36 protein-coding genes are annotated in these 25,737 nt (G+C 39.3%); 26 read left to right on the plus strand and 10 right to left on the minus strand.

Annotated elements, in window-relative coordinates; genetic code table 11:
- Positions 1 to 106: 106 nt before the first annotated feature.
- The 4 genes from RFH42_RS01915 to RFH42_RS01930 are packed head-to-tail and all read right to left on the minus strand — an operon-like array spanning position 107 to position 1,242.
- On the minus strand, positions 107 to 376 hold the full coding sequence (locus tag RFH42_RS01915; protein WP_308973849.1) for a hypothetical protein: 270 nt from the start codon (positions 374 to 376) through the stop codon (positions 107 to 109).
- Positions 373 to 684 carry a hypothetical protein gene (locus RFH42_RS01920; protein WP_308973850.1) on the minus strand — a complete coding sequence of 104 codons (312 nt, stop codon included), beginning with the start codon at positions 682 to 684 and terminating at the stop codon, positions 373 to 375. The genes RFH42_RS01915 and RFH42_RS01920 overlap by 4 nt, the downstream gene beginning before the upstream one ends.
- A gap of 43 nt (positions 685 to 727) precedes the next feature.
- The gene (locus RFH42_RS01925) at positions 728 to 1,000 is read right to left on the minus strand and encodes a hypothetical protein (protein ID WP_308973851.1); all 273 of its coding nucleotides are present in this window, start codon (positions 998 to 1,000) and stop codon (positions 728 to 730) included.
- Between the two features lie 8 nt (positions 1,001 to 1,008).
- Entirely contained in the window at positions 1,009 to 1,242 is a 234-nt protein-coding gene (locus RFH42_RS01930; RefSeq protein WP_308973852.1) for a transcriptional regulator, read from the minus strand.
- 118 nt (positions 1,243 to 1,360) lie between these two features.
- Between RFH42_RS01930 and RFH42_RS01935 the strand changes: the two genes are divergently transcribed.
- The 3 genes from RFH42_RS01935 (at position 1,361) to RFH42_RS01945 (ending at position 3,089) form a co-directional block, all read left to right on the plus strand.
- The gene (locus tag RFH42_RS01935) at positions 1,361 to 2,101 is read left to right on the plus strand and encodes an XRE family transcriptional regulator (RefSeq protein WP_308973853.1); all 741 of its coding nucleotides are present in this window, start codon (positions 1,361 to 1,363) and stop codon (positions 2,099 to 2,101) included.
- A 31-nt stretch (positions 2,102 to 2,132) separates the two neighbouring features.
- Positions 2,133 to 2,432, plus strand: a complete 300-nt coding sequence (locus RFH42_RS01940) for a hypothetical protein (RefSeq protein ID WP_308973854.1) — start codon at positions 2,133 to 2,135, stop codon at positions 2,430 to 2,432.
- 477 nt (positions 2,433 to 2,909) lie between these two features.
- The gene (locus RFH42_RS01945; RefSeq protein WP_308973855.1) at positions 2,910 to 3,089 is read left to right on the plus strand and encodes a hypothetical protein; all 180 of its coding nucleotides are present in this window, start codon (positions 2,910 to 2,912) and stop codon (positions 3,087 to 3,089) included.
- A gap of 4 nt (positions 3,090 to 3,093) precedes the next feature.
- Here the strand turns inward: RFH42_RS01945 and RFH42_RS01950 are convergent, their stop codons facing one another.
- Entirely contained in the window at positions 3,094 to 3,333 is a 240-nt protein-coding gene (locus RFH42_RS01950; RefSeq protein WP_308973856.1) for a hypothetical protein, read from the minus strand.
- A gap of 242 nt (positions 3,334 to 3,575) precedes the next feature.
- Between RFH42_RS01950 and RFH42_RS01955 the strand changes: the two genes are divergently transcribed.
- The 10 genes from RFH42_RS01955 (at position 3,576) to RFH42_RS02000 (ending at position 8,786) form a co-directional block, all read left to right on the plus strand.
- Entirely contained in the window at positions 3,576 to 3,992 is a 417-nt protein-coding gene (locus tag RFH42_RS01955; protein ID WP_308973857.1) for a hypothetical protein, read from the plus strand.
- Positions 3,993 to 4,301 (plus strand): hypothetical protein, encoded by a 309-nt coding sequence (locus RFH42_RS01960; protein WP_308973858.1) that lies wholly within the window; start codon positions 3,993 to 3,995, stop codon positions 4,299 to 4,301.
- A gap of 1 nt (position 4,302) precedes the next feature.
- On the plus strand, positions 4,303 to 5,418 hold the full coding sequence (locus RFH42_RS01965) for an ATP-binding protein (RefSeq protein WP_308973859.1): 1,116 nt from the start codon (positions 4,303 to 4,305) through the stop codon (positions 5,416 to 5,418).
- A complete protein-coding gene (locus tag RFH42_RS01970; protein ID WP_308973860.1) occupies positions 5,415 to 6,749 on the plus strand; it encodes a hypothetical protein in 1,335 nt (444 codons plus the stop codon). Before RFH42_RS01965 ends, RFH42_RS01970 begins: the two co-directional genes overlap by 4 nt.
- A gap of 2 nt (positions 6,750 to 6,751) precedes the next feature.
- On the plus strand, positions 6,752 to 6,982 hold the full coding sequence (locus RFH42_RS01975; RefSeq protein WP_308973861.1) for a hypothetical protein: 231 nt from the start codon (positions 6,752 to 6,754) through the stop codon (positions 6,980 to 6,982).
- A 4-nt stretch (positions 6,983 to 6,986) separates the two neighbouring features.
- Positions 6,987 to 7,313 (plus strand): hypothetical protein, encoded by a 327-nt coding sequence (locus RFH42_RS01980; RefSeq protein WP_308973862.1) that lies wholly within the window; start codon positions 6,987 to 6,989, stop codon positions 7,311 to 7,313.
- Positions 7,310 to 7,657, plus strand: coding sequence for a hypothetical protein (locus RFH42_RS01985; protein ID WP_308973863.1), 348 nt, complete (start codon positions 7,310 to 7,312; stop codon positions 7,655 to 7,657). Before RFH42_RS01980 ends, RFH42_RS01985 begins: the two co-directional genes overlap by 4 nt.
- Positions 7,650 to 8,030 carry a hypothetical protein gene (locus RFH42_RS01990; RefSeq protein ID WP_308973864.1) on the plus strand — a complete coding sequence of 127 codons (381 nt, stop codon included), beginning with the start codon at positions 7,650 to 7,652 and terminating at the stop codon, positions 8,028 to 8,030. The genes RFH42_RS01985 and RFH42_RS01990 overlap by 8 nt, the downstream gene beginning before the upstream one ends.
- Entirely contained in the window at positions 8,023 to 8,358 is a 336-nt protein-coding gene (locus RFH42_RS01995; RefSeq protein WP_308973865.1) for a hypothetical protein, read from the plus strand. The genes RFH42_RS01990 and RFH42_RS01995 overlap by 8 nt, the downstream gene beginning before the upstream one ends.
- A gap of 131 nt (positions 8,359 to 8,489) precedes the next feature.
- Entirely contained in the window at positions 8,490 to 8,786 is a 297-nt protein-coding gene (locus tag RFH42_RS02000; RefSeq protein ID WP_308973866.1) for a hypothetical protein, read from the plus strand.
- A gap of 24 nt (positions 8,787 to 8,810) precedes the next feature.
- Here RFH42_RS02000 and RFH42_RS02005 read toward each other — a convergent pair whose 3' ends face one another.
- Complete coding sequence (locus RFH42_RS02005) at positions 8,811 to 9,134, minus strand: hypothetical protein (RefSeq protein ID WP_308973867.1); 324 nt, start codon at positions 9,132 to 9,134, stop codon at positions 8,811 to 8,813.
- Between the two features lie 623 nt (positions 9,135 to 9,757).
- Here RFH42_RS02005 and RFH42_RS02010 point away from each other — a divergent pair.
- Entirely contained in the window at positions 9,758 to 10,051 is a 294-nt protein-coding gene (locus RFH42_RS02010) for a hypothetical protein (RefSeq protein ID WP_308973868.1), read from the plus strand.
- A gap of 499 nt (positions 10,052 to 10,550) precedes the next feature.
- Here the strand turns inward: RFH42_RS02010 and lysA are convergent, their stop codons facing one another.
- The gene (lysA, locus tag RFH42_RS02015; RefSeq protein ID WP_308973869.1) at positions 10,551 to 11,801 is read right to left on the minus strand and encodes a diaminopimelate decarboxylase; all 1,251 of its coding nucleotides are present in this window, start codon (positions 11,799 to 11,801) and stop codon (positions 10,551 to 10,553) included.
- 101 nt (positions 11,802 to 11,902) lie between these two features.
- Here lysA and RFH42_RS02020 point away from each other — a divergent pair, with 101 nt between their 5' ends.
- On the plus strand, positions 11,903 to 12,811 hold the full coding sequence (locus RFH42_RS02020; RefSeq protein ID WP_308973870.1) for a LysR family transcriptional regulator: 909 nt from the start codon (positions 11,903 to 11,905) through the stop codon (positions 12,809 to 12,811).
- A gap of 99 nt (positions 12,812 to 12,910) precedes the next feature.
- Here RFH42_RS02020 and RFH42_RS02025 read toward each other — a convergent pair whose 3' ends face one another.
- Positions 12,911 to 13,399 carry a GNAT family N-acetyltransferase gene (locus RFH42_RS02025; RefSeq protein WP_308973871.1) on the minus strand — a complete coding sequence of 163 codons (489 nt, stop codon included), beginning with the start codon at positions 13,397 to 13,399 and terminating at the stop codon, positions 12,911 to 12,913.
- A 624-nt stretch (positions 13,400 to 14,023) separates the two neighbouring features.
- Between RFH42_RS02025 and RFH42_RS02030 the strand changes: the two genes are divergently transcribed.
- Positions 14,024 to 14,851 (plus strand): restriction endonuclease, encoded by an 828-nt coding sequence (locus RFH42_RS02030; RefSeq protein ID WP_308973872.1) that lies wholly within the window; start codon positions 14,024 to 14,026, stop codon positions 14,849 to 14,851.
- A gap of 401 nt (positions 14,852 to 15,252) precedes the next feature.
- On the opposite strand, the gene RFH42_RS02035 is transcribed toward RFH42_RS02030, so the two are convergent.
- Entirely contained in the window at positions 15,253 to 16,203 is a 951-nt protein-coding gene (locus RFH42_RS02035; protein ID WP_308973873.1) for a GlxA family transcriptional regulator, read from the minus strand.
- A 92-nt stretch (positions 16,204 to 16,295) separates the two neighbouring features.
- On the opposite strand from RFH42_RS02035, the gene RFH42_RS02040 reads away from it, so the two are divergent.
- Complete coding sequence (locus RFH42_RS02040; protein WP_308973874.1) at positions 16,296 to 17,462, plus strand: MFS transporter; 1,167 nt, start codon at positions 16,296 to 16,298, stop codon at positions 17,460 to 17,462.
- 167 nt (positions 17,463 to 17,629) lie between these two features.
- Here the strand turns inward: RFH42_RS02040 and RFH42_RS02045 are convergent, their stop codons facing one another.
- Positions 17,630 to 18,298, minus strand: a complete 669-nt coding sequence (locus tag RFH42_RS02045; RefSeq protein WP_308973875.1) for a GntR family transcriptional regulator — start codon at positions 18,296 to 18,298, stop codon at positions 17,630 to 17,632.
- Between the two features lie 135 nt (positions 18,299 to 18,433).
- On the opposite strand from RFH42_RS02045, the gene madL reads away from it, so the two are divergent.
- From madL to RFH42_RS02090, 9 genes are read left to right on the plus strand one after another with little or no spacing between them, the layout of a single operon-like run.
- Positions 18,434 to 18,841, plus strand: a complete 408-nt coding sequence (gene madL / locus RFH42_RS02050) for a malonate transporter subunit MadL (protein ID WP_308973876.1) — start codon at positions 18,434 to 18,436, stop codon at positions 18,839 to 18,841.
- Between the two features lie 44 nt (positions 18,842 to 18,885).
- The gene (madM, locus tag RFH42_RS02055) at positions 18,886 to 19,647 is read left to right on the plus strand and encodes a malonate transporter subunit MadM (RefSeq protein ID WP_308973877.1); all 762 of its coding nucleotides are present in this window, start codon (positions 18,886 to 18,888) and stop codon (positions 19,645 to 19,647) included.
- A gap of 15 nt (positions 19,648 to 19,662) precedes the next feature.
- Positions 19,663 to 21,318: a malonate decarboxylase subunit alpha gene (mdcA, locus tag RFH42_RS02060; RefSeq protein WP_308973878.1), complete on the plus strand. Its 1,656-nt coding sequence runs from the start codon at positions 19,663 to 19,665 to the stop codon at positions 21,316 to 21,318.
- Between the two features lie 16 nt (positions 21,319 to 21,334).
- Positions 21,335 to 21,652: a malonate decarboxylase acyl carrier protein gene (gene mdcC, locus RFH42_RS02065; RefSeq protein WP_308973879.1), complete on the plus strand. Its 318-nt coding sequence runs from the start codon at positions 21,335 to 21,337 to the stop codon at positions 21,650 to 21,652.
- Positions 21,645 to 22,544: a biotin-independent malonate decarboxylase subunit beta gene (locus tag RFH42_RS02070; protein WP_308973880.1), complete on the plus strand. Its 900-nt coding sequence runs from the start codon at positions 21,645 to 21,647 to the stop codon at positions 22,542 to 22,544. Before mdcC ends, RFH42_RS02070 begins: the two co-directional genes overlap by 8 nt.
- On the plus strand, positions 22,534 to 23,250 hold the full coding sequence (gene mdcE, locus RFH42_RS02075; RefSeq protein ID WP_308973881.1) for a biotin-independent malonate decarboxylase subunit gamma: 717 nt from the start codon (positions 22,534 to 22,536) through the stop codon (positions 23,248 to 23,250). Before RFH42_RS02070 ends, mdcE begins: the two co-directional genes overlap by 11 nt.
- Positions 23,251 to 23,262: 12 nt before the next feature.
- On the plus strand, positions 23,263 to 23,961 hold the full coding sequence (gene mdcG / locus RFH42_RS02080; RefSeq protein WP_308973882.1) for a malonate decarboxylase holo-[acyl-carrier-protein] synthase: 699 nt from the start codon (positions 23,263 to 23,265) through the stop codon (positions 23,959 to 23,961).
- Positions 23,906 to 24,796 (plus strand): triphosphoribosyl-dephospho-CoA synthase MdcB, encoded by an 891-nt coding sequence (gene mdcB, locus RFH42_RS02085; RefSeq protein WP_308973883.1) that lies wholly within the window; start codon positions 23,906 to 23,908, stop codon positions 24,794 to 24,796. The genes mdcG and mdcB overlap by 56 nt, the downstream gene beginning before the upstream one ends.
- Positions 24,774 to 25,688: a malonate decarboxylase subunit epsilon gene (locus RFH42_RS02090; RefSeq protein WP_308973884.1), complete on the plus strand. Its 915-nt coding sequence runs from the start codon at positions 24,774 to 24,776 to the stop codon at positions 25,686 to 25,688. The genes mdcB and RFH42_RS02090 overlap by 23 nt, the downstream gene beginning before the upstream one ends.
- The last annotated feature ends 49 nt before the right edge of the window (positions 25,689 to 25,737 follow it).

The following is a 25,737-nucleotide window of genomic DNA, read 5'->3' on the forward strand; positions in this document are numbered from 1 at the left end:
CCACTATCCAAAACGAAAGTGCTAAACCAATTTGTAGGCAAAATATTGCCCTCTAGATGGACACTACCAACCTGATCTACAACATCATGACCAGTACTAAATAAACTCATACTGTCACCACCTTAGGCTTAACATAGCCACCAAACGCTTGAACTAAACCAGCATTAACCAAACCAGTAACGATCTGCCCTGCTAACCATTGATTAATGCGAAAACGCTGTGCCATGGTTTGTGAAAACTCTTCACGTGTAGCTGCTGCATTATTTTCGTCATAACCCTTAGAGCGTAAGTTTTTACGCTTGTGGTCATGTAATTGATTAAGAACCTGCAAAGCAGGCTCAAAGAATGACTGGATACTTTGTTGATCTGTGCTCATGAAACCTCCGCTAATGATTGCTCAGTTTCAGAAAGACGGCGTTTGGCTTTGAGTTCTGCTGTAGTGGCTGCACGTAAAAATTTAGGTGCAACAAGCTTCCTGTAGTCAACCATCACACAACCCATCACATGATTAATTGCGGCAACACCGATTGTATTTTCATTGATTGGTCCAATGACCTCATGTAATGAATTGCTGGCACAATGGTGCATAATTACCACCACATCACCGATCGCATAATCCTGATCAGGGGTGTCTTGTTGATTGCCTAGTGTTGGCTGTTTTGGTATATTTGATTTCATATTCATTGGTCTCAAAATTAATGAATTACTAAAAGCCTGACCTAGACCGTCAGGCTTTTTTATTACCTAAAACTTGCAATGGGTATTTGACCGAACTATCCCCACCACTCCCATCACCGACCACAATCTCCCTCATTCGCTCATTTCTTTTGATTCGCTCAAGTCCTAAATTAACGATATGCCATTCACCAACAACAGCTTTTTCAAAGAGGATTGCGGCTTGTCTACTCATCTCCATACCGTAATACGCAGAAATATCACGAAGCTTATCCATGATTTCTGGATCATGTTTCGTCCGAAGGTCTTCTTTCTCAAGACTCATAATCTTTCCTATGCAATTAACTTCTTAAAACTACTTCGCAATGATGGTCGTAAATCTGTCGCCTTAAACTTGCCGTTGGTTTCAGCTTGTGCACGAAAAGCAGTATCTGCAGACATTTTTGCTTTTCCTGATAACCATGCATTGACAGATGGTTGCTCAACACCAAGAGCTACAGCAGTAGATGTTTGTGAGCCAAAGAACTGAACAAGTTCTTTGTAAGTTTGAATTAATGGTGTGCTCATGTGCGCGCCTCCTTATTTATAGGTAATTTATAGTTATATCTATTATGTGTCAATAGGTTTGTCTATTTGAACAGTTATAGTTTCAGCTATAAAATATAGGAATTATTGGAGTATTGTGATGTCTGATTTATCTACTAGACTTAAAGAATCGCGCAAAAGGTCAGGAAAGAGCCAAGCTGCATTAGCTGAAGAGGTTGGAATGAAACAACCTAGTTATCAGGCTCTAGAGTCAGGTAAAAGTCTAAAATCGTCATTCCTGCCGCTTATAGCGCAAGCTTTAAATGTTGACCCAATTTGGCTACAAACAGGCACTCAAGAGAAGCCAGTTGCTAATTTCAACATGCAAGACTTTATGAATAAGCACAACTTAGCGCAGAAAGATGAATCTGGTTTTGATGTAAATGATATTCAAAGCCCTGTCATTGTTGAGTATGGTGATGGGAATGAGTTTATTTGGATCGATGTTGTTGAGGCTAGTTTCTCATGTGGTGAAGGTGAATCAATTGAATTTCACTTTGATGTGATCAATGGAAAACAACCGTTTGCTCCAAACTTCTTCTACAAGAAAGGGATTGATCCAGCCAATGTAAAAATCATCAAGGCTAAGGGTGATAGCATGGCTGAACGCATATTTGATGGTGATCTAGTTGGTATTGATATGTCTCAAACAAATATCATAGATGGTGAGATCTATGCGGTTTATTTTGCTGGCGAAGGGATGATTAAGCAGGTTTTTAAAGAGGCTGATGGATCACTTATTCTTCATAGCCTTAACGATAAGTACAGAGATAAAGTTGTTACCGAAGAAAATGGTGCAAATTTCAAAGTAATGGGTCGCCAAATATGGCGTGCTGGGTAATGGGTAAGAATTCTTAAAAAAGGAAATCACGATGATAGCAACACTCAATAAATCTAAAACAGCACTAACGATTAATCGCCAAGAATTTAAGCAAGCATTGGCAAAAATAGACGAAGGAATTGAAAAACAAATCGCCGCACTTAAAAGAGCCAAACAAAGCTACGACCCTGCTGAAATGGCAAACGAGGTCATTAGTGAGGCAAATATCTTTGAGGCTATTATTGAAGGCTTTAACGAGGCAGAAGGTACTAATCTAAAGCTGGCTGACATTACCAACCTTGAATTGGCTCAAGGTTGGATAGATGAGTTTTTGGAAAAGTATTCTGAATAACAAATACCCCCAAGCACCTAAATGCTTGAGGTTCATTAATTCGAGACTATCAATCTCGAATTGCGACCTGATAAGTCGCTAAAGGTGATGGTGATGCAGTGAATGCCTTAGGGGCAGTAGCGTGATGCTATAACCAAATTACCTGAGCTGTCGATCCTGCGGTGTGGCCACACTTTCGGATCAAGCGCTAGGCATGGCGCTATATAAATACACACCAATACTAAACAATTGGTGGACGTCCGCCAGTGAATTACAAGGTTCATGCCATGTTTTCATTGACGTTACGAACAAAGAGAGGCTCAAAGTTATCCATAAAAATTAACCTTTATGTGATAGCTGCAATCTTATCTTGGTTCGTGTAGACCGAGGGGTGGCTGCTACCACCCCTCACCTATATTTACAGCACATAAAATAAATAATTTATTCAGATACTGTGAACCCGACGCAGTCCTTTAGAACAGATCGGGTGGAGAAACTATGAAACAAGAAATTATCGAAGCTTTGGCACTAGAGCTTACTAAAGCAACCATCGCCGACCCTAAAAATGCCGAACTTTGGGTTCAGACTTATTTAGAGTCGGAGAGAAAAATTAAGGCAACCATTCCTGAGAAAACAAAACCTGCTGTTGGTGCTAGAAGAATCAAGGGGATGGTTTAATCATTTAGTCATCCAAAATATCAACGGAGCAATTATTTTTAATTGCAAAGTCATTGAGTGTTGTTAGTAATTCTTTAGAGTACTTTGCTGCACAAGTAAAGCGAAATGTAGAGATACAGTCACCATAAATTACCTGTTCTGCCTTTTTGACATTTTCCTCAATCGCTTTTATGTCATTACCTTGGAGTAGTAATTTCTCTACAATCTGCTTACGCCATTCAAATATTTCTTCACTTAAGCTCATAACAAACTCCATACAACCCACCCTGTGTGGGTTTTCTTTTGTCTATTAAAACATAAAAAAATAAAGCTCGCCTATAATATTATAGTTAAACCTATTGACTACAATTATAGTTTAACCTATATTTATTTCACCAAGACAACAAAAAAGCGCACCGACCTGAGAAATCTAATGCGCTTTTTCTAAACAACAGGTGAATTATGAACGTAAAAAACCCATCAATCAATCCCAGTACTATAGGTCTTATGTTACGCAGACCGTTTAGTGCGTTTGTTTTAGCCGTTACGCTGCCAATTACAGGCCTTTTTATTTACAGCGGTAAAGCTAATCAGCAAGTCACCCTTCCTGCTATCTCAGCTTACACACCTTCAACTTATGGCCTTGAGTCATTAAAGCTTACCAGCCCAACAACTGGCACGGCGATTATCACCCTCGATGATTTCATTCTAAATGTTGATTTCAACTATATAACTGTACCTGATAGCTATGGCTCTCATGGTACTGAGTTCACTAACGTTGAAGTTTCAGAACTAAAAGAAATTAAGATCAAAACTCTAGATGGCACAGAGTTCCGTGACTTCACAAATGCGAATGACCACCAGCAAATCAATGCAATGATCGTTGGTTATATCTTGCAGCATCATTTAGTGGAGGGCGTGTAAATGAGCTTCCGCGAATTTAAAGGCAAAGAAGGTATTAATTACCGTGTACGCCTTGGCCATACCGTTTATGTATCTACATACCAATTGAAGGAAATCTTTGTTGAGCGTGGCAATACTCTTGTAATGCTATCCCCTGCTGATCTACAAGCCAAGCCTTGGATTATGCGCAACATGCAGCAAGAGATTGGTTATCAGCGTCGCAAAGAAATGGCAATCATGCTTGACCAACCTTGCTTTAAACGTGAACACAAGTACAGCCGCAATCAACGTATTGCTTATCACAATGCTAAGTCTAATGGGGTGATCTGATATGGCTATTAATATTATTTCTCCAACACAACCTATCACTGTAAATGCAATCAAGGTCTATTTTTACGGTGATCCTGGTATGTATAAAACTACTCTTGGTATGACTGCAAATAAGGCTCTGATTATCGATGCTGATAAAGGTGCATATCGTACTGGTGTTAACCGACGTGCTGACGTTGTTGTAGCTGAATGCTGGAATGATATTGTAAATATCTCTCCTGATGATCTTGAACCATATCAAACAGTTGTTTTTGACACCATTGGCCGTGTACTTGATTTAATTAAATCACACCTTGCGAATGATTCTAAAAACACTAAAGGTGATGGCACATTAAAGCTCAATGTCCAAGGTGTTGCTAACAATATGTTTAGCACCTTTGTTAATCGGATCATCTCTACTGGCCGTGATGTTGTTTTCATTGCTCACGCTACAGAAGACAAGAACGATAACCTAACACTAATTAGACCTGATCTAGGTGGTAAGAATCGTCAAGAAATTTACCGTCTGTGTGATGCTATGGCATATCTCTGCTTAGAAACCAACAAGAAAGGTGTTCAAGAACGTGTGCTTAAGTTCCAATCTCAAGAGGGTTATCACTCTAAAGATGCAGGCGGCTTGGGCAATGTCCCCGTCCCCGATCTGCGTGAAAGTCAACATAGTAATTTCTTAGGTGGATTAATTGAGAGTGTGAAAACCACACTCAATACCATGACACCTGAACAGCAAGAAGCTCAAAAGCTAAAACTTGAATGGGAACAATGGAATAAATCATGTTCAGAAGCCAAGTTTCCAAGTGACTTTAACACATTAATGTCAGAGCTTAATCAAGAGCATCCATACTTTAAATCAATGTGGGATTGCATGAAACATTACGCCTACCAGCTTGGTCTAAGCTACAACAAGCAAAAATCTAAATGGTTTGAAATGGAGGTTGTTAACACTCTCAATGACCAACAGCGTGATGAACTTCAGGACCTCATATCATCACGTGGACTTGATGTTAAATCTGTCTGCGAATATTTCGGTATTGATGCTCTCACCCAAATTGAATCTTCAAAGTTAGAAGCCGTTAAACAAGAAATTGAAAAATATGCCAAAGAGGTCAATGCAGCATGAACAATCTAATTTCAGCTCAAGAAGCATTTAACGCAGTAGTGGCAGGTAAGCATGTGCTTTGCCGTGCTGTAGGTGAATTGATGGACTTTGATGATCTTGATCAATTCCCTGCAACTATCTTTGCTAAGCCTGATTATGAGTTCTGCATCAAGATTGAAACTATTGAAGTGGCTGGTATTACTTTTACTAAGCCTTTGGCGCTGGATGAATACCAAGATGGTCAAAAAGTTTATGTGATCTGTACCTATAGCCCATCTATTTATGTATTTAACTTCAAGACGGATGCGCTTATTAAGTCAATTAATAGTGGTTTTGTTCAACGTGATGAGGAAAATGCAAGACTGCAATTAAAGGCTCTAAGTAAAGTGTTGGGCCGTGAGTTAACAATTGACTGTTCTCTGACCCCTCTTGGTGCTGAAGAAAAACCAAAATCATCACGCAAACCTAGAACTAAAAAGGAAACCACTACTGTATTGGATGCACCCAATGATGTTGTGGTTGAGGCTTTTAAGGCCACCACTCCTGATAATGTGAAAATTGAAACCAGTGGTGAGATCATTGTTAAGCAAGACAATTTCATCTCATTCGATTCTGTGAAAGCAGATATGACGGCTGAAAAGTCTTTACGTGATCGAATTGCTGCAGCAGAAAAAATTGAAGACTTGGAGGCTCTATTACCTGAGCTTAAAAAGTTACATGGTGAATCTGGCCATACAGTAATGACTGCTTATGAGCAAAAGTCACAAAAGCTTAAAGCTTCTGAAAGTCTCGATATAGATAAACTTAAAGATCTAACTTTAGCTGCAGAAGAAGCATTAACTGAAAATCAGGTTAAATCAAAGGCCCTAAAAGCTTCCTTTCAGACTGAACTATCTAGGTCTCAAAATGTTTTAACCGTTGAAAATGTCATAAGCTCGATTAATAAAAATGAAGATTTAACACAAGAGGATAAAGCAGACCTTCTTAAATTGGGTGATCTTCGTAAAAAAGATATTGTTAATGCTGAGTACGATGAAAAGCTTGAAAATCTAATGTATCGAGCATCAATTGCTGAAACACCAGCAGAAGCAAATGCACAAATCAGATATACAAAGGGCTGGACTGAGGCGCAACTTGCACCACTACATAGAGCAATCAGCAAACGCCTAACTGAATTAAATAAAGATAGCGTTTCAGATCCTGCACCTTCTCTCATGCGTGACATTCAAAATGCCCAAGATTTAACAGAGCTTGATGCACTTGAAATTGATGTGAGTTCACGTGCCCCTGATATGCAAAAAGTATTAATGGCAGAAATTGTAAAACGCCGCTTTGAATTGGAGAACATGTAGCCATGAAAAAGATCGTGAAACCTAAAAACCTCATTGCTTTTAAAATTTGGCTAGAAAAGCTTGGATATTCAGTCAAAGAAATGCAGGACGGACGAGGCTTTAATTTTCGATTTAAAAAAGAGTACGGCATGGTAACAGCGGCATTGACTGGCAATACATTGGCTCAAAAGCTTGGTGCTGAATTTGAAGATCATTTGACTAGTCCGAATTATCCTGAAGTTATTGGAGTGTGAAGTAATGAGTACACCTAAAACCCATGTTCATCACATCCCTGCTCAAAACAATGTTGATTCAATTGATGTCTTTATTACTTGGTATAGAGATCAAGCTTTTCAAATAACTATACGTTGCTGGGACCATGCTTGGACTGCTTACCGTGGTGGTTGTGGACACGATAGACTAGAAGACTACTTCATAGAATGCTGGTGTGAGCGCGGTATTAAAGAGCATTTGATTAATCTTTTCATAAGAGCAACTCAATGTAGCAAACGTGAGAAAAAGTGGCTGGCTCAAATCCTTGGGAATATGTGTGAGTACTTTAAGAATCTTGAGGTGAAGGCATGACAGGCTTTGAATATATCAATCGAACCTATGGTGTAAATGCCTGTGTTGGTCGTCGTGTTATAGCCAATGGAAAATCTGGTGTCATTATTGGTACTAACAATGCTCATATCGCTGTAAATCTTGATGAAGATAAACCAGGTATAAAAACATACTGGCACCCTACTTGGAATATGCAGTACTTGGATTTAGGCACTGTTAGAAGAATGACTGCAGGACAAAAGCGCTACCAAGAATACCGCAATGCTGATTGGTTCGATGGGACTTTTGCAGAGTGGCTTGGTGTAGATAAAAAATCTAAAGAACGTCATTTGTGGACTGAGAAATTGGAGGTGTGGTGTGCTTAATATTCAAAATGAACATAAAAGCCGAGAAACTTTTGAAAGCCTTTGGATTCAAAGCAATGGTCACTTTAAGTATTTTGTGTTTTCACAGGAACATGGGAAATACATCCCTACAGGTGTCCGAGACAATCTAACTGACCAAGAGTTGTTATTCGCATCAATTACGCTAAATACAGCTTATTTGTTTTTCCTTGGTGGAATTAAAACCCAAGCCATACCAGCAGATTTTGTATTGATGCCAAAAACTCCAACAGAAAAAATGCTCAGCACCGCTATACATAAATATCTAGAGGTTAATGACCTTTCAATTATTACTAACCGTATGTTTCACGTTTATAACGCTATGGTTGAGACTATGGGAAATCACAATGCCTGATTTTGAAAATGAGAAAAATCTATTTTTAGATAGCAAGTTGATCAAATCAATCAAGTTTAAAACTCTCGATTATTACTTTGATGCCCAACTTCTGGTTTTTAAAGATATTACTTTAAACTTGATGTGGCATGCGTGGCTTGCTTCAGTTCAAAGGGTTGGTTTTATGTTAGTGCCTAAAGAGCCAACAGAAGAAATGTTAGGAGCTGCATGGGAAGCACCACCAGCGGGAGGGCCTTCAGGTAATAGACGTGTTTTTTATGAAAAACAAACCGTTGTTTATAAGGCCATGATCAAAGCTGCGGAGGAGGAAATAAATGAAAATCGATAGACGTATTCGAACATCCCTTTAGGTAATTTTAAAACTATTAATTAGGACGTTATTTAACAACGCTCTACAGAAGTAATCGTATTGCTGATCCTCTGCGATTATTTCTGAGAGTGTTGTATGTTGGAGTTATGATGGCTAAATATGTTTTGACATTTGAATCAGAAAAACCGCCTCAAGTTTTCTTACATGAAGTTGTACCAAATATTGGAAAAGTTATTGAGCTAAAAGCTGAAGAGTTTCCTAACCGAGTTACTGCAGCTTGGCTTTCGGAACGATTTAATTTATCTCGAAAAACCATTATTACTAAAGTAGGTATGTACAACAGAGGTGATGAAAACAAACACCTCTACGATCCTAAAGAAGTTATGCCAATCTTAGAGAATATCAACATACTGAAAGCCCAACGGGATTCTAGACGTAAGAATTAAAAAAGGGCCTCGTGCCCTTTTCTTTTATTTAAAACCACTAAGTATTTGAGTTCTTAAAAATGCTGAAACAGCATATTGCTGTAATTCAGCAAAACTCGCAAATTTCGTATTTTTTTTAACAAAGATATCTAATTCCTCTTGAGGGACCGCTTTTAAATCGTCTTCTGTTTGTACATCAAAGCCAGCCTTTTTAAAAAGATCATTTATGCTTTCAAAGCAAGTGTGTTCTTTAAGGAACTCCTCAGATATTATCTCTCCAAGAGTTGTTGAATCCTTCCTAGCGAATGACTCAACATTTTTAACAAGCTTATTTAAACCACCAAAGTCTTGTGTAATTTTTACTGACACAGTCTTTCCCTTTTTTTAAAATAACCAGTGATAAAATAGTAATAATCAAAAATAGTTAAAAAGCACATAAAATAAATATTTTGTTACGATAATTTAGCCCGACACCACGAAGACACCACAAAAATATAAGCAATTGTTTTTTAATATATTTTACAACCTTGCCAAGGTTGGGGTCGGGAGTTCGAGTCTCCTTTCCCGCTCCAGATTCAAGAAAAGCCTCAAGTGAAAACTTGAGGCTTTTTTATTTCATATTTCGCATTAAAAAGTATTTGGGTGCAGATGCAGAAGAATCAATTCATGACCTAACACCTACAATGATAAAAAAATGGTGTGCTCAACGAGCAAAAATAATAAAGCCAAATATGCCACCTCTCCAACATCAACGTATTCATCTAAAAATAGCGCCGTGCTTCTCCTGACACTCATTGTATTTAATAATAGTGTCAAGTAACCAAAGCATTAAATCGCTACCCTACCCTGATTCTACTTGTTGTAGATTAAGATAAGGAATATTTTTAAAGTAAACATTTTTACTTTGGAGAAAACGGACATTTCTATTTTGGACTTACAACTTAATTTCGCATAAGGCGTATTATGTTAATTTTAGAATTTCTAACGAGAAAATGAAAAAATACGTTAAGTTATCACCAGAATTTATGTGTTATCCCATTTGGATGGAAGAAGGCAATATTTTTCTACCCATAAATCATTATGAATTAAATATTTCCACTGAATTAAAACAAAAAATCGAAGCATGGGATAATCAATATCAATCCATTTATGTAGATGATGACCCTTCTGATTCAGAATTTGAAACAGCAATAGATGAAAAAAAATTTATTGAAATAGGACATGAAATAAAAAAAGCATTACAGCTAGAGTTAGGAAGTAACTACGAGGTGTTTTATCAACCTTAAATTCATCCATTTGACATAAATGGTCTTATGCGAATCGCGGATGTTAGAACCCATTTAAATTGACTATTTCTTTTTAAATCACATGGTTAAGTTATACCCAAAAGCCTTATTCCTGTGAATAAGGCTTTTATACTCTTCTACATGGTTTCATGCCTACTATTTAAACAAAGTTCCATGATTATTATAAAGGCAATATAAACTACTCAGACCATTAAAGCCGCTTAATCAAACCGTCCAACTTATTGGGGTCAGATCAAATTTTGGAACTACTCACGAAACTGAAAAATTCGTACTCTAAGATCCATTGATTTTCCGTAAAGTTCTGAATTAACCTTGTTGGAATTGTAAGTCAAAACCTCAAATCCCCTCACCACGAGCGCGTTCAGATAGCCATGTGTGCCAAGGCTGTTCATCTATACGATCAATTAAGTTCACTGCCCTACTGAGGCGGTTCGGCTTAGATCAGGGATCACTTAAGTTAATAATTTGTCTAATCAGCTTACACTGCCTCCAACGCAAGCAGCTCAGCCACCGTCTGCCTTCGTCGAATAAGCCGAGGCTCACCATTTTCCATCAACACTTCAGCAATCAGTGGGCGCGCGTTGTAGTTCGATGACATTGAAGCGCCATATGCACCAGTGTCGTGCAACACCAGTAGATCCCCCACCTGCGCCTGCGGCAAAGACCGGTGCAACACCACACCACCATCTCCCTGAGTAAATACATCTCCTGACTCACACAAAGGTCCGGCAACTACCGTATCTAACTGTAGGCCATTAACCGCTGTGCCATTAGAGTGGATCAACTCCATACCGTGGTAGGCACCGTATAGGGCTGGGCGAACCAAATCACTAAAGCCGGCATCCACCATCACAAAATGGTTGGTGCCCTGTTGCTTCGTAGCGCGTACCTCAGTGACCAACACACCAGACTCGGCGATTAAATAGCGACCTGGTTCTATTTCTAGTTTCACTGGGTGCCCTAGTAGTTGTTCCACGGCATGGCGCGCTGCATTCCATAATGAAAAGTAGTGCGCTATATCAATCGTGGGCTCACCAAGCTGATAAGGAACGGATAGACCACCGCCCGCGGAGATAGCGTGCAGGTCCAAACCCTGCGCATTCACTACCTCCACCAACTTTAGCATGGCACCGCACACTTCTTGCAAGTGCGTGTAGTCTACGCCTGAGCCGATGTGCATATGCAGGCCCTGCAAGGCCAAGCTATTGGACTTAATCTTTTCGCAGGCGCGTATTAGATCGCCATGCCAGATGCCATGTTTGCTATGCTCGCCACCAGTATTTGTTTTCTTGGAATGGCCATGCCCGAAACCTGGATTGATGCGTAACCACACTGGGTGCTCTGGGTTGACCGCACCCAATTGGTCCAGCATGTCCATGGAGCCACAATTCACAGGAATATTTAGTTCCACCACGCGCGCAAGCGTAGCACGGTCCAGCAGATCAGCCGTGAATACGATGTCTGCGTGCCCGTTGTGCAAGCCCGGCGTAAAACCACTAGCCAATGCACGTTCAATTTCACCCAAAGACACCGAGTCCACCACTACGCCCTGTTGCTTCATGAGACGAAGGATATGTGTATTGGAGTTGGCTTTCTGAGCGAAACGCACTATGTCAAACAACCGCAGAGCAGCAATCTGACGAGTAATGGTATCGGCATCATAGATCCACAACGGGGTACCGAATTTCTGGGCCAAAGGAGCGATGGTAGTGGGAGTAAAAGGATTCATAGATAGATAATAGTAAGCGTAAAAGGATTCATAAATAGATGATCCCCTTCATAGTCAATTCAATCAATGCTATTGTTATTGTTTAACTATTCAATATTGATATGAACTTAACTCATCGCCAGCTGACAATGTTTCGTGCCATCATGTTGCATGGCAATCTAGGGCGTGCAGCTGATGCGTGTGCGTCAAGCCAGCCCACTTTGAGTCGCGAACTGAGTCGTTTGGAGCAGTTACTAGGGTTTAACCTTTTTGACCGAGTTCGGGGCCGATTACGACCTACCGTTCGGGCACTCGCGCTGATGCAGGAAGTGGAACGCTCATTTATAGGCTTGGAACAGATCGCAGCACGCGCCAATGAATTGCGCACGCAAGCGACCGGTCGCTTGCGCATTGCGTGTTTGCCAGCATTGGCCCATGCCTTGGTACCACGTGCACTGGTATATCTCTCACATGCATATCCTGAACTAGGAGTCAGCGTCCATCCCTTAGAGTCACCTTGGCTGGAACAAGCCATGAGTGAACAACGTTTTGACCTCGGGCTGAGTGAAACTCAAAAAGCACCGGTTGGAGTTGCCTTACAGCCCTTACTGAAAGTGAATGAAGTAGCTGTTTTGCCACGTGATCACAGCCTGTGCCGCAAGACGCGACTGCAACCACGCGACTTTACAGGTGCGCGCTTTATTAGCCTCGCGGTTGGCGACCCATATCGAACCGCCATTGATAGAATGTTCGAGGACGCTAAAATAAATCGCACAACCCTACTTGAAACTACGAGTGCAGTGGCCGTCTGTGCCATGGTGCGTCAAGGTTTGGGCGTTGCCATCGTAAACCCGTTCACCGCAATGGAACTCAGTGGACCAGACCTAGTAGTGCGGTCGCTTACCGTTTCCATCGGTTACCAAGTGAATATGCTTCTTCCTGAAATCGCAGCTCCACACCCTATGCGGGGTGTTCTCGCAGACACCATTCGCAAAGCCAGTGCCGACTGGGACCACCATTACTCGCTATAAGCTCTATAATTTATCGCTATGATTTGCATGTTCAGACCATGCTGTTAAATTAGCTGGTATTTGGGTAAGGAGACTGTTGAGCTGATGCAGGTTGCAAATTTAATTGTCACCTTCTTTATTAGAATAATGATGATTAGTAATTGAGTAAATGGCTTGCTGTGAGTCATAACGCATTACATGCCTTTCAAAACTAAATCCGCTTCTCTCCAACAACTTCACTGATGATTTATTTTTAGTTTGAGTTTCAGCTATTATTTTTTGAAGCTTCATTTCATTAAATGCACAAGATAAAACCAAACTAAGTGCTTCTGTGGCATACCCTTTACCCATGAATTCTGGAAGTAATTCATACGAAACTTCGATATCTAAACCATCATGATGATTATCTAAAGAGATTGTACCAACAAAATCGTGACTCTCAGCCATCCTTATAGCCCATACAGGCAAATCCCGTAATTTTTGAATATCATCCAAAGCACGTAACTCAGCTACAGAATCTGATAATGGGCCACCCAAAAACTTTCGGGTTATTGGATTTGTATAAATCCCAACCAAATTAGATACGTCAGCGAATAATAAATCAGTCAAATAACATTTTTGCATATATCTTTGATATAACCCTATGTTCTAAAGCCTACATAATACACATATCCGCAACCCAGTTGCGATACTGGGTTTTGTACTCATTACTCAAGCCCATCCCTTAATCGCTCAATATCAACTACGTGCATAGCCCCTTGCTCGACACTCGTTGTATTTAATCACGGTATCAGATGACTAAAGCATTCATACACTTCTCCGTCCTGAATCTAATGGCTGTAGATTTGGATGGGGGAGTTTTTTAAAGCGGATATTTTTACTTTGGAGAAAACGGACATTTCTATTTTGGACTTACATATAGTATTTCGTATGATACCCATTATGTTAAACAGAGTGATTTTATTGGAGAAGTAATTTAATCTCTCTGTTACAATGAGTTAAAGAGATTACTTTGATGCAAAAAATATTTGGGGAATCCATATAGATCGATCAGTAGGATTAACACCTATAGAACAAAATTATATAGGGATTGGTTGGTCCGAATTAGGTGATTTATCTAAATTATTACCAAATAGAGATTCGTTTAAGGCTGCTTTAAAAAACAGTCAACCTAATGCAACAGATGCATCAGTAAGAGCTCAAGCTAGCCCTATCTTCCGATTTACTCATGAAATGCAAATTGATGATTATATTATTTATCCATCAAAAACAGATCGTATGATTTATGTTGGAGTAATTAAGGGCAACTACGAATATCACAGTAATTTAGAAGAGGATGAATATAAGAATAGAAGAAATGTTGAGTGGATTACTCCAAATGGAATTCCTAGAAATAGTTTTAGCCAAGCCACATTAAATGAGTTAGGTGCTTTCATTAGTATTTTTGCAATTAAATCTCATACTGCTAATGAAATACTAGGCTCTATTGGGTTATTAAATCCTAATCAAGAAAATATTGATTTATTACCCAATCTAGAAGAAGAGTCAATTGAGCCCCCTGATGATGAAATTGCGACTAAAGCAATTACTGAAACAACTAAAATTTCTACAGAAGATTTCATTATCAGAAAATTACATCAAAATTTAAATGGATACCAATTTGAAGAGTTTGTAGCTCACTTATTAGAATGTATGGGGTATGTGGCAAGAATTACTCAAAAATCTGGGGATGGTGGAGTTGATATTATTGCCCATAAAGATATTCTTGGTTTTGAACCGCCAATAATAAAAGTACAGTGTAAAAAAACATTAACTTCCAATGGATTACCTGAAATAAATCAACTTCTTGGGACTCTAGGTGATGAGGAATACGCTTTATTTGTTAACCTAGGTAGTTATACTATTCAAGCTAGGAATAAAGCTACAAATAAATCTAAGTTAAGATTAATTGATGGAAAAGAAATAATTAATTTGATTTATAGATATTACGACAGTTTCAGCCCCCAATATAGAGCTTTAATTCCTTTGAAAAAAATATTCATACCTGATTTAGGTGAATAACATTTATGTAATTTATCTAAAATTAACATAATACACCTTACGCGAAATTAAGTTAACTATTTGTTTTAAATCATATTGTTAAGAAACACCTAAATACCTTACTCCTATGAATAAGGCTTTTTTATCCGTTTATGTGGTTTCACGTCCACTATTCAATCAGCACTTCACGCTTATTATAAAGCAGACATGAACTACTCAGGCCATCCCTCGCTCAATCACCAGATATCAATTGTGTGTCCATCATTTAAATTAGCTTATTTTTTGGAGATAAAATTGTTGAGCTTACGCCCCCATCATGGTTCAACGTTTGTCATTTAAAATAGAAACAAAAAAAGAAAAGGCAACAAAGAAACTTTAGAGCTTCAGTCTCTTGAATAAAGGATAACTAAACGAACCAGCTCTTAATGGTAATTATGCCTCACCATTGATGGTGGAATACCTTTTAAGCGAATAAAAGCCCTACGCATTCTCTCAGCATTAAGAAACCCACACTGACGTGCAATAATTTGTACTGAGCTATGATCTCCTTTTAAAGCTAAGATTGCAGCTTCAACCCTAATACGCTCGACTGCCTTTGCAGGTGTTATTCCAACTTCAGAGGTAAAGCATCTCGAAAAATGTCTTGGGCTCATGCACATTTGATACGCGAGGTCTTCAACCATTAAAGGTTTATCTAAGTTGTTACGAATATAATTAAATAGATCGGAAAACTGGCCATTTCCTACAGCCATTTCTAGTAATTCTGAATACTGTGATTGTCCTCCTGGACGTTGATAATATACAACCAATTGATGAGCAACTTGACGTGCAATTTTCTCCCCGAGATCTTCAGTAATCAAAGCCAGAGTAAGATCTATGCCAGCACTAATTCCTGCTGATGTCCATATATGTTCATCCTTAACATATATACGGTCTGCATCCAGATTAACTTCTGGATAACGCTTTTTAAAATCAACACTTCGCCCCCAATGTGTTGTGACTTGACGACCTTTTAATAATCCAGCTGCAGCTAATACATATGCTCCAGAACAAATACTCACGACTCTACGGACAGTTTTTTCAAGTCTTACAATAAAAGCTGTTATTTCTGATTTTGCTACAGCATTTATCACACCCTCACCACCAACAATAACGACAGTGTCTATCATTTCTTCCTGCTGAATACTAATAAAAGAGGTTGTGAATACAGTTATACCTGATGAGCTTGCTATAGCTCCACCCTCTTGACTGACCAAGACCAGTTCATACGTTTTTGGCATGAAGCGATTAGCCATTTCAAAAGCAGCAATCGGCCCTGATAAATCAAGTAACTGAAAATTATGAAAAACAACGCAAATTATTTTATGAGTCATGGCAGAATTAGAGGGATCTATGTCATTTAAACAATAGCTGCTTAGAACATAATGTCAATTAAAAATAATTCATAATGTCAATGGAATAATCTATGAATAGAAACATTATTTTCTTGGCCCTGTCTCAAGCAGCGATGATGACCATCATTAGTTTAACGCTAGCATCGTCTGCTTTAGTTGGTACTCAGCTCGCATCCCCAGGTTTGGCAACTATACCGTTAGCAGTCCAATACTTAGGCACTATGGTCATGTTATATCCAGTTGCACGATTCATAGAATTGTTTGGTCATCGTTTGACTTTTTGTGGCGGGGCCTTAATCGGAGCAATAGGGTTAATAGGGGCAGCTATTGCTATAAAATTCAACAACTTTATTCTGTTTACTGCAGCTGGTTTTCTAATTGGGACTTTTGGAGCTGTAGGACAATATTACCGTTTTGCTGCTGTTAATGCCGTGAAACGTGAGCAAAAAAATCTAGCTATATCATTAACTTTAGCAGGTGGTATCATTGCTGCTATTGGAGGTCCTGCCCTTGCTTTATGGACAAAAGATGCCTTAAGTCCAACATTCTATGCCAGTTTTCTATCACTAAGTGGAGTGGCATTATTGGGAGCAATTTTAGCTATAGGGCTTAGTCTTCCGCCAATAGCAGCCGTTGATAATCAACATGAAAAACGATCTTGGGCCGAGATCATCAAAAAGCCTAAATTTATTATTGCAGTACTTGGTGGGGTTTTAGGTTATGCCGTAATGAATCTATTAATGACAGCCACCCCATTAGCCATGTTGCACGCGCATTTTAGTTTTTCTGAAACTGCAACCATTATTCAATGGCATATAGTTGCCATGTTTGCCCCGTCTTTTTTTACAGGTACATTGATCCAAAAAACGAGTGTTTTAACCATTATGCTATTAGGCTGCCTATTAAATTTTTCAGGTATAGTTGTTAATTTAATTGGAAATGAATTCATTCATTTTAAAGTGGCGTTAGTTTTACTGGGAGGTGGCTGGAACTTTCTTTATGTAGGTGCAACCTCATTACTCACAGAGAGCATTCTTAAAGAAGAAGCCTCTCGTATACAAGCTTTCAATGACACACTTGTATTCTTAGGTGTAACCATCGTTACGATGTTATCAGGAACTTTAGTCAATTTATTGGGATGGAAAATAGTCAATTTATATGCAAGCCTTCCTATTGTAATAATAACAATAGGTTTAATATGGCTATTGAAGCATGAAAGAAAAACAACCATATATTGATTTCTTTAGTGTACACAACATAATACTTCATCGTCATTTATAGTACTTCATTAAGGCAGATCATCTTAATACAAAAAAGTGATTTAATACATGCAAATAAAAAGGCCCCGATGAGTTTATCAGGGCCTTGTCTTTGTTATGACCTAGAAAAGTAAAATGATAATGACTCACTTGCCATAAGTACTGATCGTGGCAATAAAGTCAGTAAACTTCTGCCCTTGAATCACCACATGTTCACGTAGGCGTTGTTCAGCTTCAACCTCATTGCCCTCAAGAATTGCTCGAACAATGCCTTCATGTTCAGCAAAAGAATTATGCATACGATTACTTACTCTGAGTTGTAAACGACGGTAAGGGTGTAATCGTTTATGTAAACTCCCAGCCTGCTCAATAAGAAAGCTATTATGACTGGCTTGATAAATTTGATAATGAAACTGACGATTCATCTCATAGTAATTTTCAGAGTCACCTAATTCCACATATTCTGCGCAGCTTTTATGCATACTCAATAATTTTTCTTTTTCATGTTCCTGAATCCGTCTAGCTGCAAGACGGCCACACATGCCTTCTAATTCAGCCATCACTTCAAACATTTCACACAGTGTCATGGGATTAACTTCTGGCACGATTGCCCCACGTCTTGGTCTAATTTCAACCAAACCTTCTGCTGCCAATAGTTTCAAAGCCTCACGAATAGGTGTACGAGATGCTCCGTATCTCTCACATAACTCAACCTCATCCAATTTCGTTCCTGGCAAAAAGTGTCCAAATATAATGTCATCTTCTATTTTTTTGCTGACCTGTATGGACAAAGGTAAGTCTTTGATTAAATTCATATTACACCATTTTGTATACAATATTTTGTATTTTGAGTACAAATATATTGTTATTTGAATACATTCCCTATATAACTATATCAAAATATAGGGATATTTATTACTACTAAAATTTCAGTCCATGGAGGATCGAAAATGATTATTTACGGAACTGCACTACTCGCTATCTGTCATCTACTGGGTGATTACCTAGGTAATACACTTGGTATTTTACTTGGTGTAAAAGCAAATGTAGGTGGTGTTGCTATTGCGATGATTTTACTGATTCTGAGCAAAGAACTCCTCGCTAAAAAAGGCTATTTACCGCAAGTAACTCAATTTGGTGTGCTGTATTGGTCTGGTATGTATATCCCGATTGTGGTCGCCATGTCTGCAGGACAAAATGTTGTCGCAGCACTTTCAGGTGGTATGGTCGGGCTTATTGTTGCTGTTGTATCGCTCATTGCAACTGTACTGGTGATTAGAATTCTCAACAAAGTCAGTAATGATTATGAAAGTTTCGAATGGCCTATTGAACAAAATGACCAAGCCACCAAAGCATAAAAGCTTATCACTCCTCATATATAAAGGATTTCAGGAGTTACTGTATGGATGTTTTAATTCAAGTACTAACTAAAAATGCACTAATTACAGCACTCGCTGTTACAGGGCTCATGATGTTTGTTTCACATCTGCTCTCTAAATATTTGACTCAGGGTAAATTACAAAGTTCAGCCATCGCAATTACTTTAGGGCTTGTTATTGCATATTTTGCTGGTGTTTATACCGAAGGCAGCAAAGGTGTTTCTGACATTGCAATTTTCTCTGGCTTCGCCTTATTAGGTGGTGCAATGCTACGGGATCTTGCTATTGCCTCTACAGCATTTGAAGTTGATGTTAAAGAAGTTAAAAAAGCTGGCAAAGTTGGCATGATCGCCTTGATGCTTGGCTGTGTAATTCCTTTTGTTGCTGGTGTCGCTGTGGCATGGATGATGGGCTATAAAGACCCGATCTCAATGACTACGATTGGGGCTGGTGCAATGACATATATCGTTGGACCAATCACAGGAACCGCAATTGGTGCAAGCTCAGAAGTGATTGCACTTTCAATTGCAATTGGTTTAATCAAATCTGTATTTTTCATGGTAGGAACGCCCTTACTTGCAAAATTTATGTACCTAAAAAGTCCGCGCTCAGCAATGATTTTTGGTGGTATGGCTGGAACAACAAGTGGTACTGCTGCAGGCTTAGCAGGAACAGATGTTCGCCTCGTTCCTTATGGTGCGTTGGTTGCAACATTTTATACCGGTCTAGGCTGTTTATTAGGCCCATCTATATTTTTCCTGACAGTCAATGCAATTTTTGGTTAAACACCAGGTGAAGAGATGAATAATATGATCAATAAACGCATTTGGGATAGTCAAAAAACCAAGCGTAAAGAAAAGCTGGAACTTGCCAAACAAAAGGGCTTTGAAAAACAGGTGATTCATTCACGTGTCATTGAATTACTTGAAACCGTCATTTCTTGTGGTGATAAAGTTTGCCAAGAGGGAAATAACCAAAAGCAAGCCGATTTTCTCTCAAAAGCATTAAGCCAGTGTAATGCTCAAGTGCTCCATGATTTGCATATTTTGCAATCTGTACTTGCTCTCCCTAGTCACTTGGATGTCTTTGAAAAAGGGATTGCATCAAAAGTTGATTTCTCTTTTGCAGGGCCACAAAGCTTACGTCTTGCTCAATTGGTTCAACAACAAAAAATTTCTATTGGTTCAATTCATACTTATTTAGAACTCTATGGGCGGTATTTTATCGACCTGACTCCCAATGTTTGCCTCATTACTGCACATTCAGCAGATGCTGAGGGTAACTTATATACTGGTGCAAACACTGAAGATACACCAGCCATTGTTGAAGCTACTGCATTTAAAAGCGGTATTGTCATCGCACAAGTAAATGAACTTGTAGACAAAGTTCCACGTGTAGATATTCCATCAGATTGGGTTGACTTCTTTATTGTCAGTCCAAAAAGCAACTACATCGAACCACTTTTTACCCGTGACCCAGCGCAGATTACCGAAGTTCAAATTTTAATGGCTATGATGGTCATTAAAGGTATTTATGCACCTTACCAGATTCAGCGGCTTAATCATGGTATTGGCTTTGATACTGCTGCCATTGAATTGCTTTTGCCAACCTTTGCAGATCAACTCAATTTAAAAGGAAAAATCTGTACCAATTGGGCACTCAATCCACATCCAACCCTAATTCCAGCAATTGAAAGTGGCTTTGTTGAGTCGATCCATAGTTTTGGCTCTGAAGTTGGGATGGAAGAATATATCCGTAATCGCTCGGATGTTTTCTTTACTGGTACAGATGGCAGTATGCGCTCTAACCGTGCTTTTTCCCAAACCGCTGGACTTTATGCATGTGATCTTTTCATTGGTTCTACCTTGCAAATTGATCTACAAGGAAACAGCTCAACGGCAACGGTTGACCGTATAGCAGGTTTTGGTGGTGCGCCAAACATGGGCTCCGACCCACATGGCCGACGCCATTCAAGTTATGCGTACCAAAAAGCAGGTAAAGAAGCTGTAGATGGTAAAGCAATTAAAGGACGCAAATTGGTTGTACAACTGGTCGAAACTTACCGTGAACATATGCATCCTGTTTTTGTAGAAGAATTAGATGCTTGGCAGCTACAAGATAAAATGGCCAGTGATTTCCCTCCAATCATGATTTATGGAGAAGATGTAACGCATATCGTTACAGAAGAAGGTATCGCAAATTTACTGCTATGCCGTACTGAAGAAGAACGTGAGCAAGCTATTCGAGGTGTTGCAGGCTATACCCCAGTAGGCATGCAACGTAACCATGACATGGTTGCTGATCTTCGTCGTAGAGGCATTATCCAACGACCTGAAGATTTAGCGATTGATCCATCTCAGGCTACGCGTGACTTACTTGCAGCTCAATCCATTAAAGATCTCGTGAAATGGTCTGAAGGCATGTATACCCCACCTAGTCGCTTCAGAAACTGGTAATTATGGAGTAAATGATATGGAACAACTCAATTTTAGCCTCCGTTCTGAGCAAGCAGCACAAACAGAACACGATATGATTTGTGGCGTGGTCGGTTCAGGTAATTTAGAAGTTTTGGTGAGTCCTCTAACACATCAGCACCTCTGCGAAATTTCAGTCAACACCTCCGCTGTAGGCTTTGAACATGTTTGGACTGCGGTACTCACAGAGTTTTGTCATCGACATCAGGTGGGTGGTCTAAAGTTTCAACTTAACGACATGGGTGCAACACCAGCTGTTGTTAGTTTACGTTTAAGTCAAGCAGTGGCGATGCTCAAGGATGATCAACATGCATAAAATGATTAAAAAAAGTTTTTATGAACGAACTGCACGTCATCGAATCCAGAGTCTCGTTGACCTAAACAGTTTTATAGAATTTCTTAAACCCGGTACAGTTGAATTAAGCCCCAATTTAAAGGCACTCGATATCCCTGGTAGTTTTGATGATGGTGTAATTATTGGTCAAGCTCAAATTGCGACCAAAGCAGTCCATATCATTGCTCAAGAAGGCCAATTTATGGGCGGTGCAGTAGGTGAAATTCACGGCGCCAAAATTGTTGGTTTACTGCTTAAAGCCATTCAAGATCAATCTTCAGCAGTCATTTTCTTAGTGGACTCTGGTGGTGTACGTTTGCATGAAGCCAACGCTGGACTCATTGCGATTTCCGAAATTATGCGTGCCATGCTCAAAGTAAGAAATGCAGGGATTCCAATTATTTCTGTCATTGGTGGTAGTTGCGGTGCATTTGGTGGCATGGGCATTAGTGCTTGTTTAAGCAGTTACATCATCATGTCTGAAGAAGGTCGATTAGCACTTTCAGGCCCAGAAGTTATTGAAACAGTAAAAGGTGTAGAAGAGTTTGACTCTAAAGATCGTGCCTTGGTTTGGCGAGTAACTGGAGGAAAACATCGTTATCTACTCAATCATGTAGATCAATTAGCCGAAGATGATACTGATGATATACGCCAGTGCATTATTCACGCACTCAAAGAAAAACCTTCAACACTCGATTTAAACACCTTACAGCAAAATCAACATTCACTTGAACAACAATACACACAGTGGTTTGGTGCCAAAGATGGTCTAGAAATTTGGAAAAAAATGAATATTGACAATGCTGAACATATTCCAATGCTGAATGCTGTAGAAGTAATACAAATTAAACAAGGAGTTCGTCATGGAAACTGAAGTAATTCTTAAACAACTCTTTCCTCATGATTTACACTACGACATTCAAGGGCACTTCATTAAAGGGTCAGCACAAACCGCTCAAGGAAAAGTCAGGATTGTAGGTACAGTCAATTCAGCACCAATTAATCAGCAAATTGCAATGCAGATTGCTGCCGAGGTGCTCGATGTTATTGCTGAAAATGCACAAACTCCTGTGGTCTTTATTGTTGATACTCAAGGCCAAGCATTGTCACGCTCAGATGAGCTTTTATGCCTTAATCGGACTTTCGCTCATTTGGCTAGTTGTGTCGATTTACTTCGTAGAAAACAGCATCCCAACCTTGCCATTATTTTAGGTGAGGCTGTCAGTGGTGGCTTCCTTTCCTATGGACTCATGTCAAATCAAGTATTTGCATTAGAAAATAGTCAAGTCAAGGTCATGGATCTTAATGCTATGGCCAGAGTAACTAAAATTCCAATAGAACGCCTCAGAGAGTTATCACAAAGTTCAGCTATTTTTGCACCAGGCGTAGAGAATTTTTACAAAATGGGCGCCATTTCTGACATTTGGTATGAGCTGAATGAGAAGCTCATCGAACAGACCATCGAACAGCAACGCACACAAATCGAGTGCTACCTTGATGATCAACGTGGGGTTACGGCACAACAACGACAAGGTCGTCATTTGTGTCATGACATTGTACAAGCCGTACTTTCAGCTTAAGGAGTATGTTGTATGAACCGCCACCATTTAATTTATCTTCAGCCGAACGATACCTTTAGTCTGCTAGATTCATCTTTGACAACGTCTGTACAGCAAAAAGTACAGCAGATGATTCAGCAGAATCTCCCCTTTACGGTATGTCGTCAAGATACTGAAGCTTATTTTAAAGTGGCGGCCAACTGTCTAGTACAAGGACAAAAGTTTCGTGTGGCATTAGGCTTAAAATGCACTCCCCAAGTCAGCCAGCAGCCTCCACTCTTGTCGAGTATTTTGGACATGTTGGATCTCCCCATACAACACATCCTCCAACAGTTCATTCAGCATATGCAGACCTTATCATGTTCAGTGCATGTTTATGGTTCCTACGCCTGTCAATATTTATATCAAGAACAGTTTATTCATGCTCAGTCTGATCTCGATCTATTGTTAGAGCTTAGAGATATGCAAACATTAGCACAGATTATTCAGGCACTTGCCCAGCTTAAAACCCAACTGCCCATCCGTATTGATGGTGAACTTGCTTTATTACACGGACAAAATATTTCATTTAACGAACTACTATTTGCTTTAGATCAGCAACAAGACAGCATCATCGTCAAGGAATTGTATGCGATCAAATTACAAAGCTTAGCCGAACTTTTTGCAGGGAGCCTTTATGCCTTACAACAATACCACCATAGTCCAAGATCAAGCACCAATACAACATATTAGTAATCTTAGTAAGCATCTAGATCAGCTGGCTCGATCTGCACTATATGATGAAGTCAGTCTAGAACTCAAACCTGGTTTGGTTTGTCCTTCTAGCCAAGGTAGTCATCATGATATGAACCATGCTTTGTTTATCAAAAGTATTACTTCACTCAAAGGTTATTATGCTCAACTATGTGAGTATGCTTTTCATGATTATGCTTTTGAAGATATTCAACAAGCAGGCATAAAATGCGAACAACGCATGCTGTTAGCCACGAATCAAATCAATACTCATAAAGGGGCAATTTTCAATTTAGGCTTTGCTAGTGCTGGCGTAGGTCGGTGTTTAAGTCTACAACTCCCCATTAATAGCGAAAATATCTGTAAGCAAATTCAGTTACGTTGGCAACAAGAACTGCTCAACAAACTTGATCGTAATCCTGATAGCCATGGTCAACAGATGCGCAAAAAATATGGTATCTCAGGCGCTATAGAACAAGTTGCCTATGGTTTTGACATTGTACAACGCGTTGCTCTACCTTGTTTTCAATCAACCTTGGCACAGACACAATCAGAACAACATGCTGCTTTGCAATGTTTAATGATACTCATCAGTCAATTGCCTGATACTAATATTGTATGGCGTGGCGGGATGAGTGCCTTATTTATTGTTCAAGAAATGGCACAAAAATTTATTCATGATGGTGGTGTACTACAGACTAACTGGGAAGATAAACTCAAAAAAATTAATCAATACTTTATTAAACATCGACTTAGCCCTGGTGGTAGTGCCGATTTACTTGGTGTAACTCTTTTCTTTCATAAGGTGGAACATGAATTTTGCTGTAATCTTTAGTGGACAAGGTTTACAGTCCACTAAACATATCGCTGAAATTAAGCACAATGCAGCGCAATATGGTTTAACGACAGAACTAGCAACTTTATTTGCGCAATTAGAATCTGCTGAATCTGAACAAGATGCCATTTTTTCTAATCAATTGGCGCAGCCCTTTATTTTTAGCTTGCAGTATTTAAGATGGTTGCAAGTTAAAGCACATTTACCTCAGCCTGAATTTCTCGCGGGATATTCATTAGGCGAGGCCAATGCATTTTGCTGTAGTTCAACACTCAGCTTTAATCAATCCTTTGAATTAATCACAGTTCGGGCAGATTTAATGACTGAACAAGTGCAGCATACGTCTTGTAGTATGGCTGCAATACAAGGACTCAACCCTCAACAACTCCTTCCACTACTGCAAAGCACAGCAACACAAATTTCAATTAAACTCAATGAAATACATTATATTATTGTAGGAACGACTCAAGCTGTAGAACAACTTATTGCTGCGGCAAAAGCGCAAGGCGCACAGCATATCAATAAATTAAAAGTTTCAGTTCCTTCGCATAGCTCTTTTTTGGATAATGCAGCAGAAAAGTTTTCTGCCTATTTAAATACTTTGCCCCATAGCCAAATGCAGTTTCCAATCATTAGTGCCAGCGCTGGCCAAAAATATTTCACCCATGCACAAGCCACTGAGATCTTATCTCAACAGATCAACCATGCTCTAGATTGGCAAAATTGCATGGAAACACTTAAAGAATATCAAGCCGATGTGATTCTTGAAATTGGTCCAGGTAATGCACTTAGTAAAATGATTGCGGAAGTAATGCCAAATATACATGTGCGTAGTATTGATGACTTTAATCACTTTGATGGTGTAGTACAATGGTTGTCTCGTTTTGAATAATACCCCAGCTGAATCATAAATTGATTGCTGGGATAATACACTCTCGCGA

It is taken from the genome of Acinetobacter rudis, from assembly GCF_031157835.1.
In the GTDB taxonomy this organism is placed as follows: Bacteria; Pseudomonadota; Gammaproteobacteria; order Pseudomonadales; family Moraxellaceae; genus Acinetobacter; species Acinetobacter rudis_A.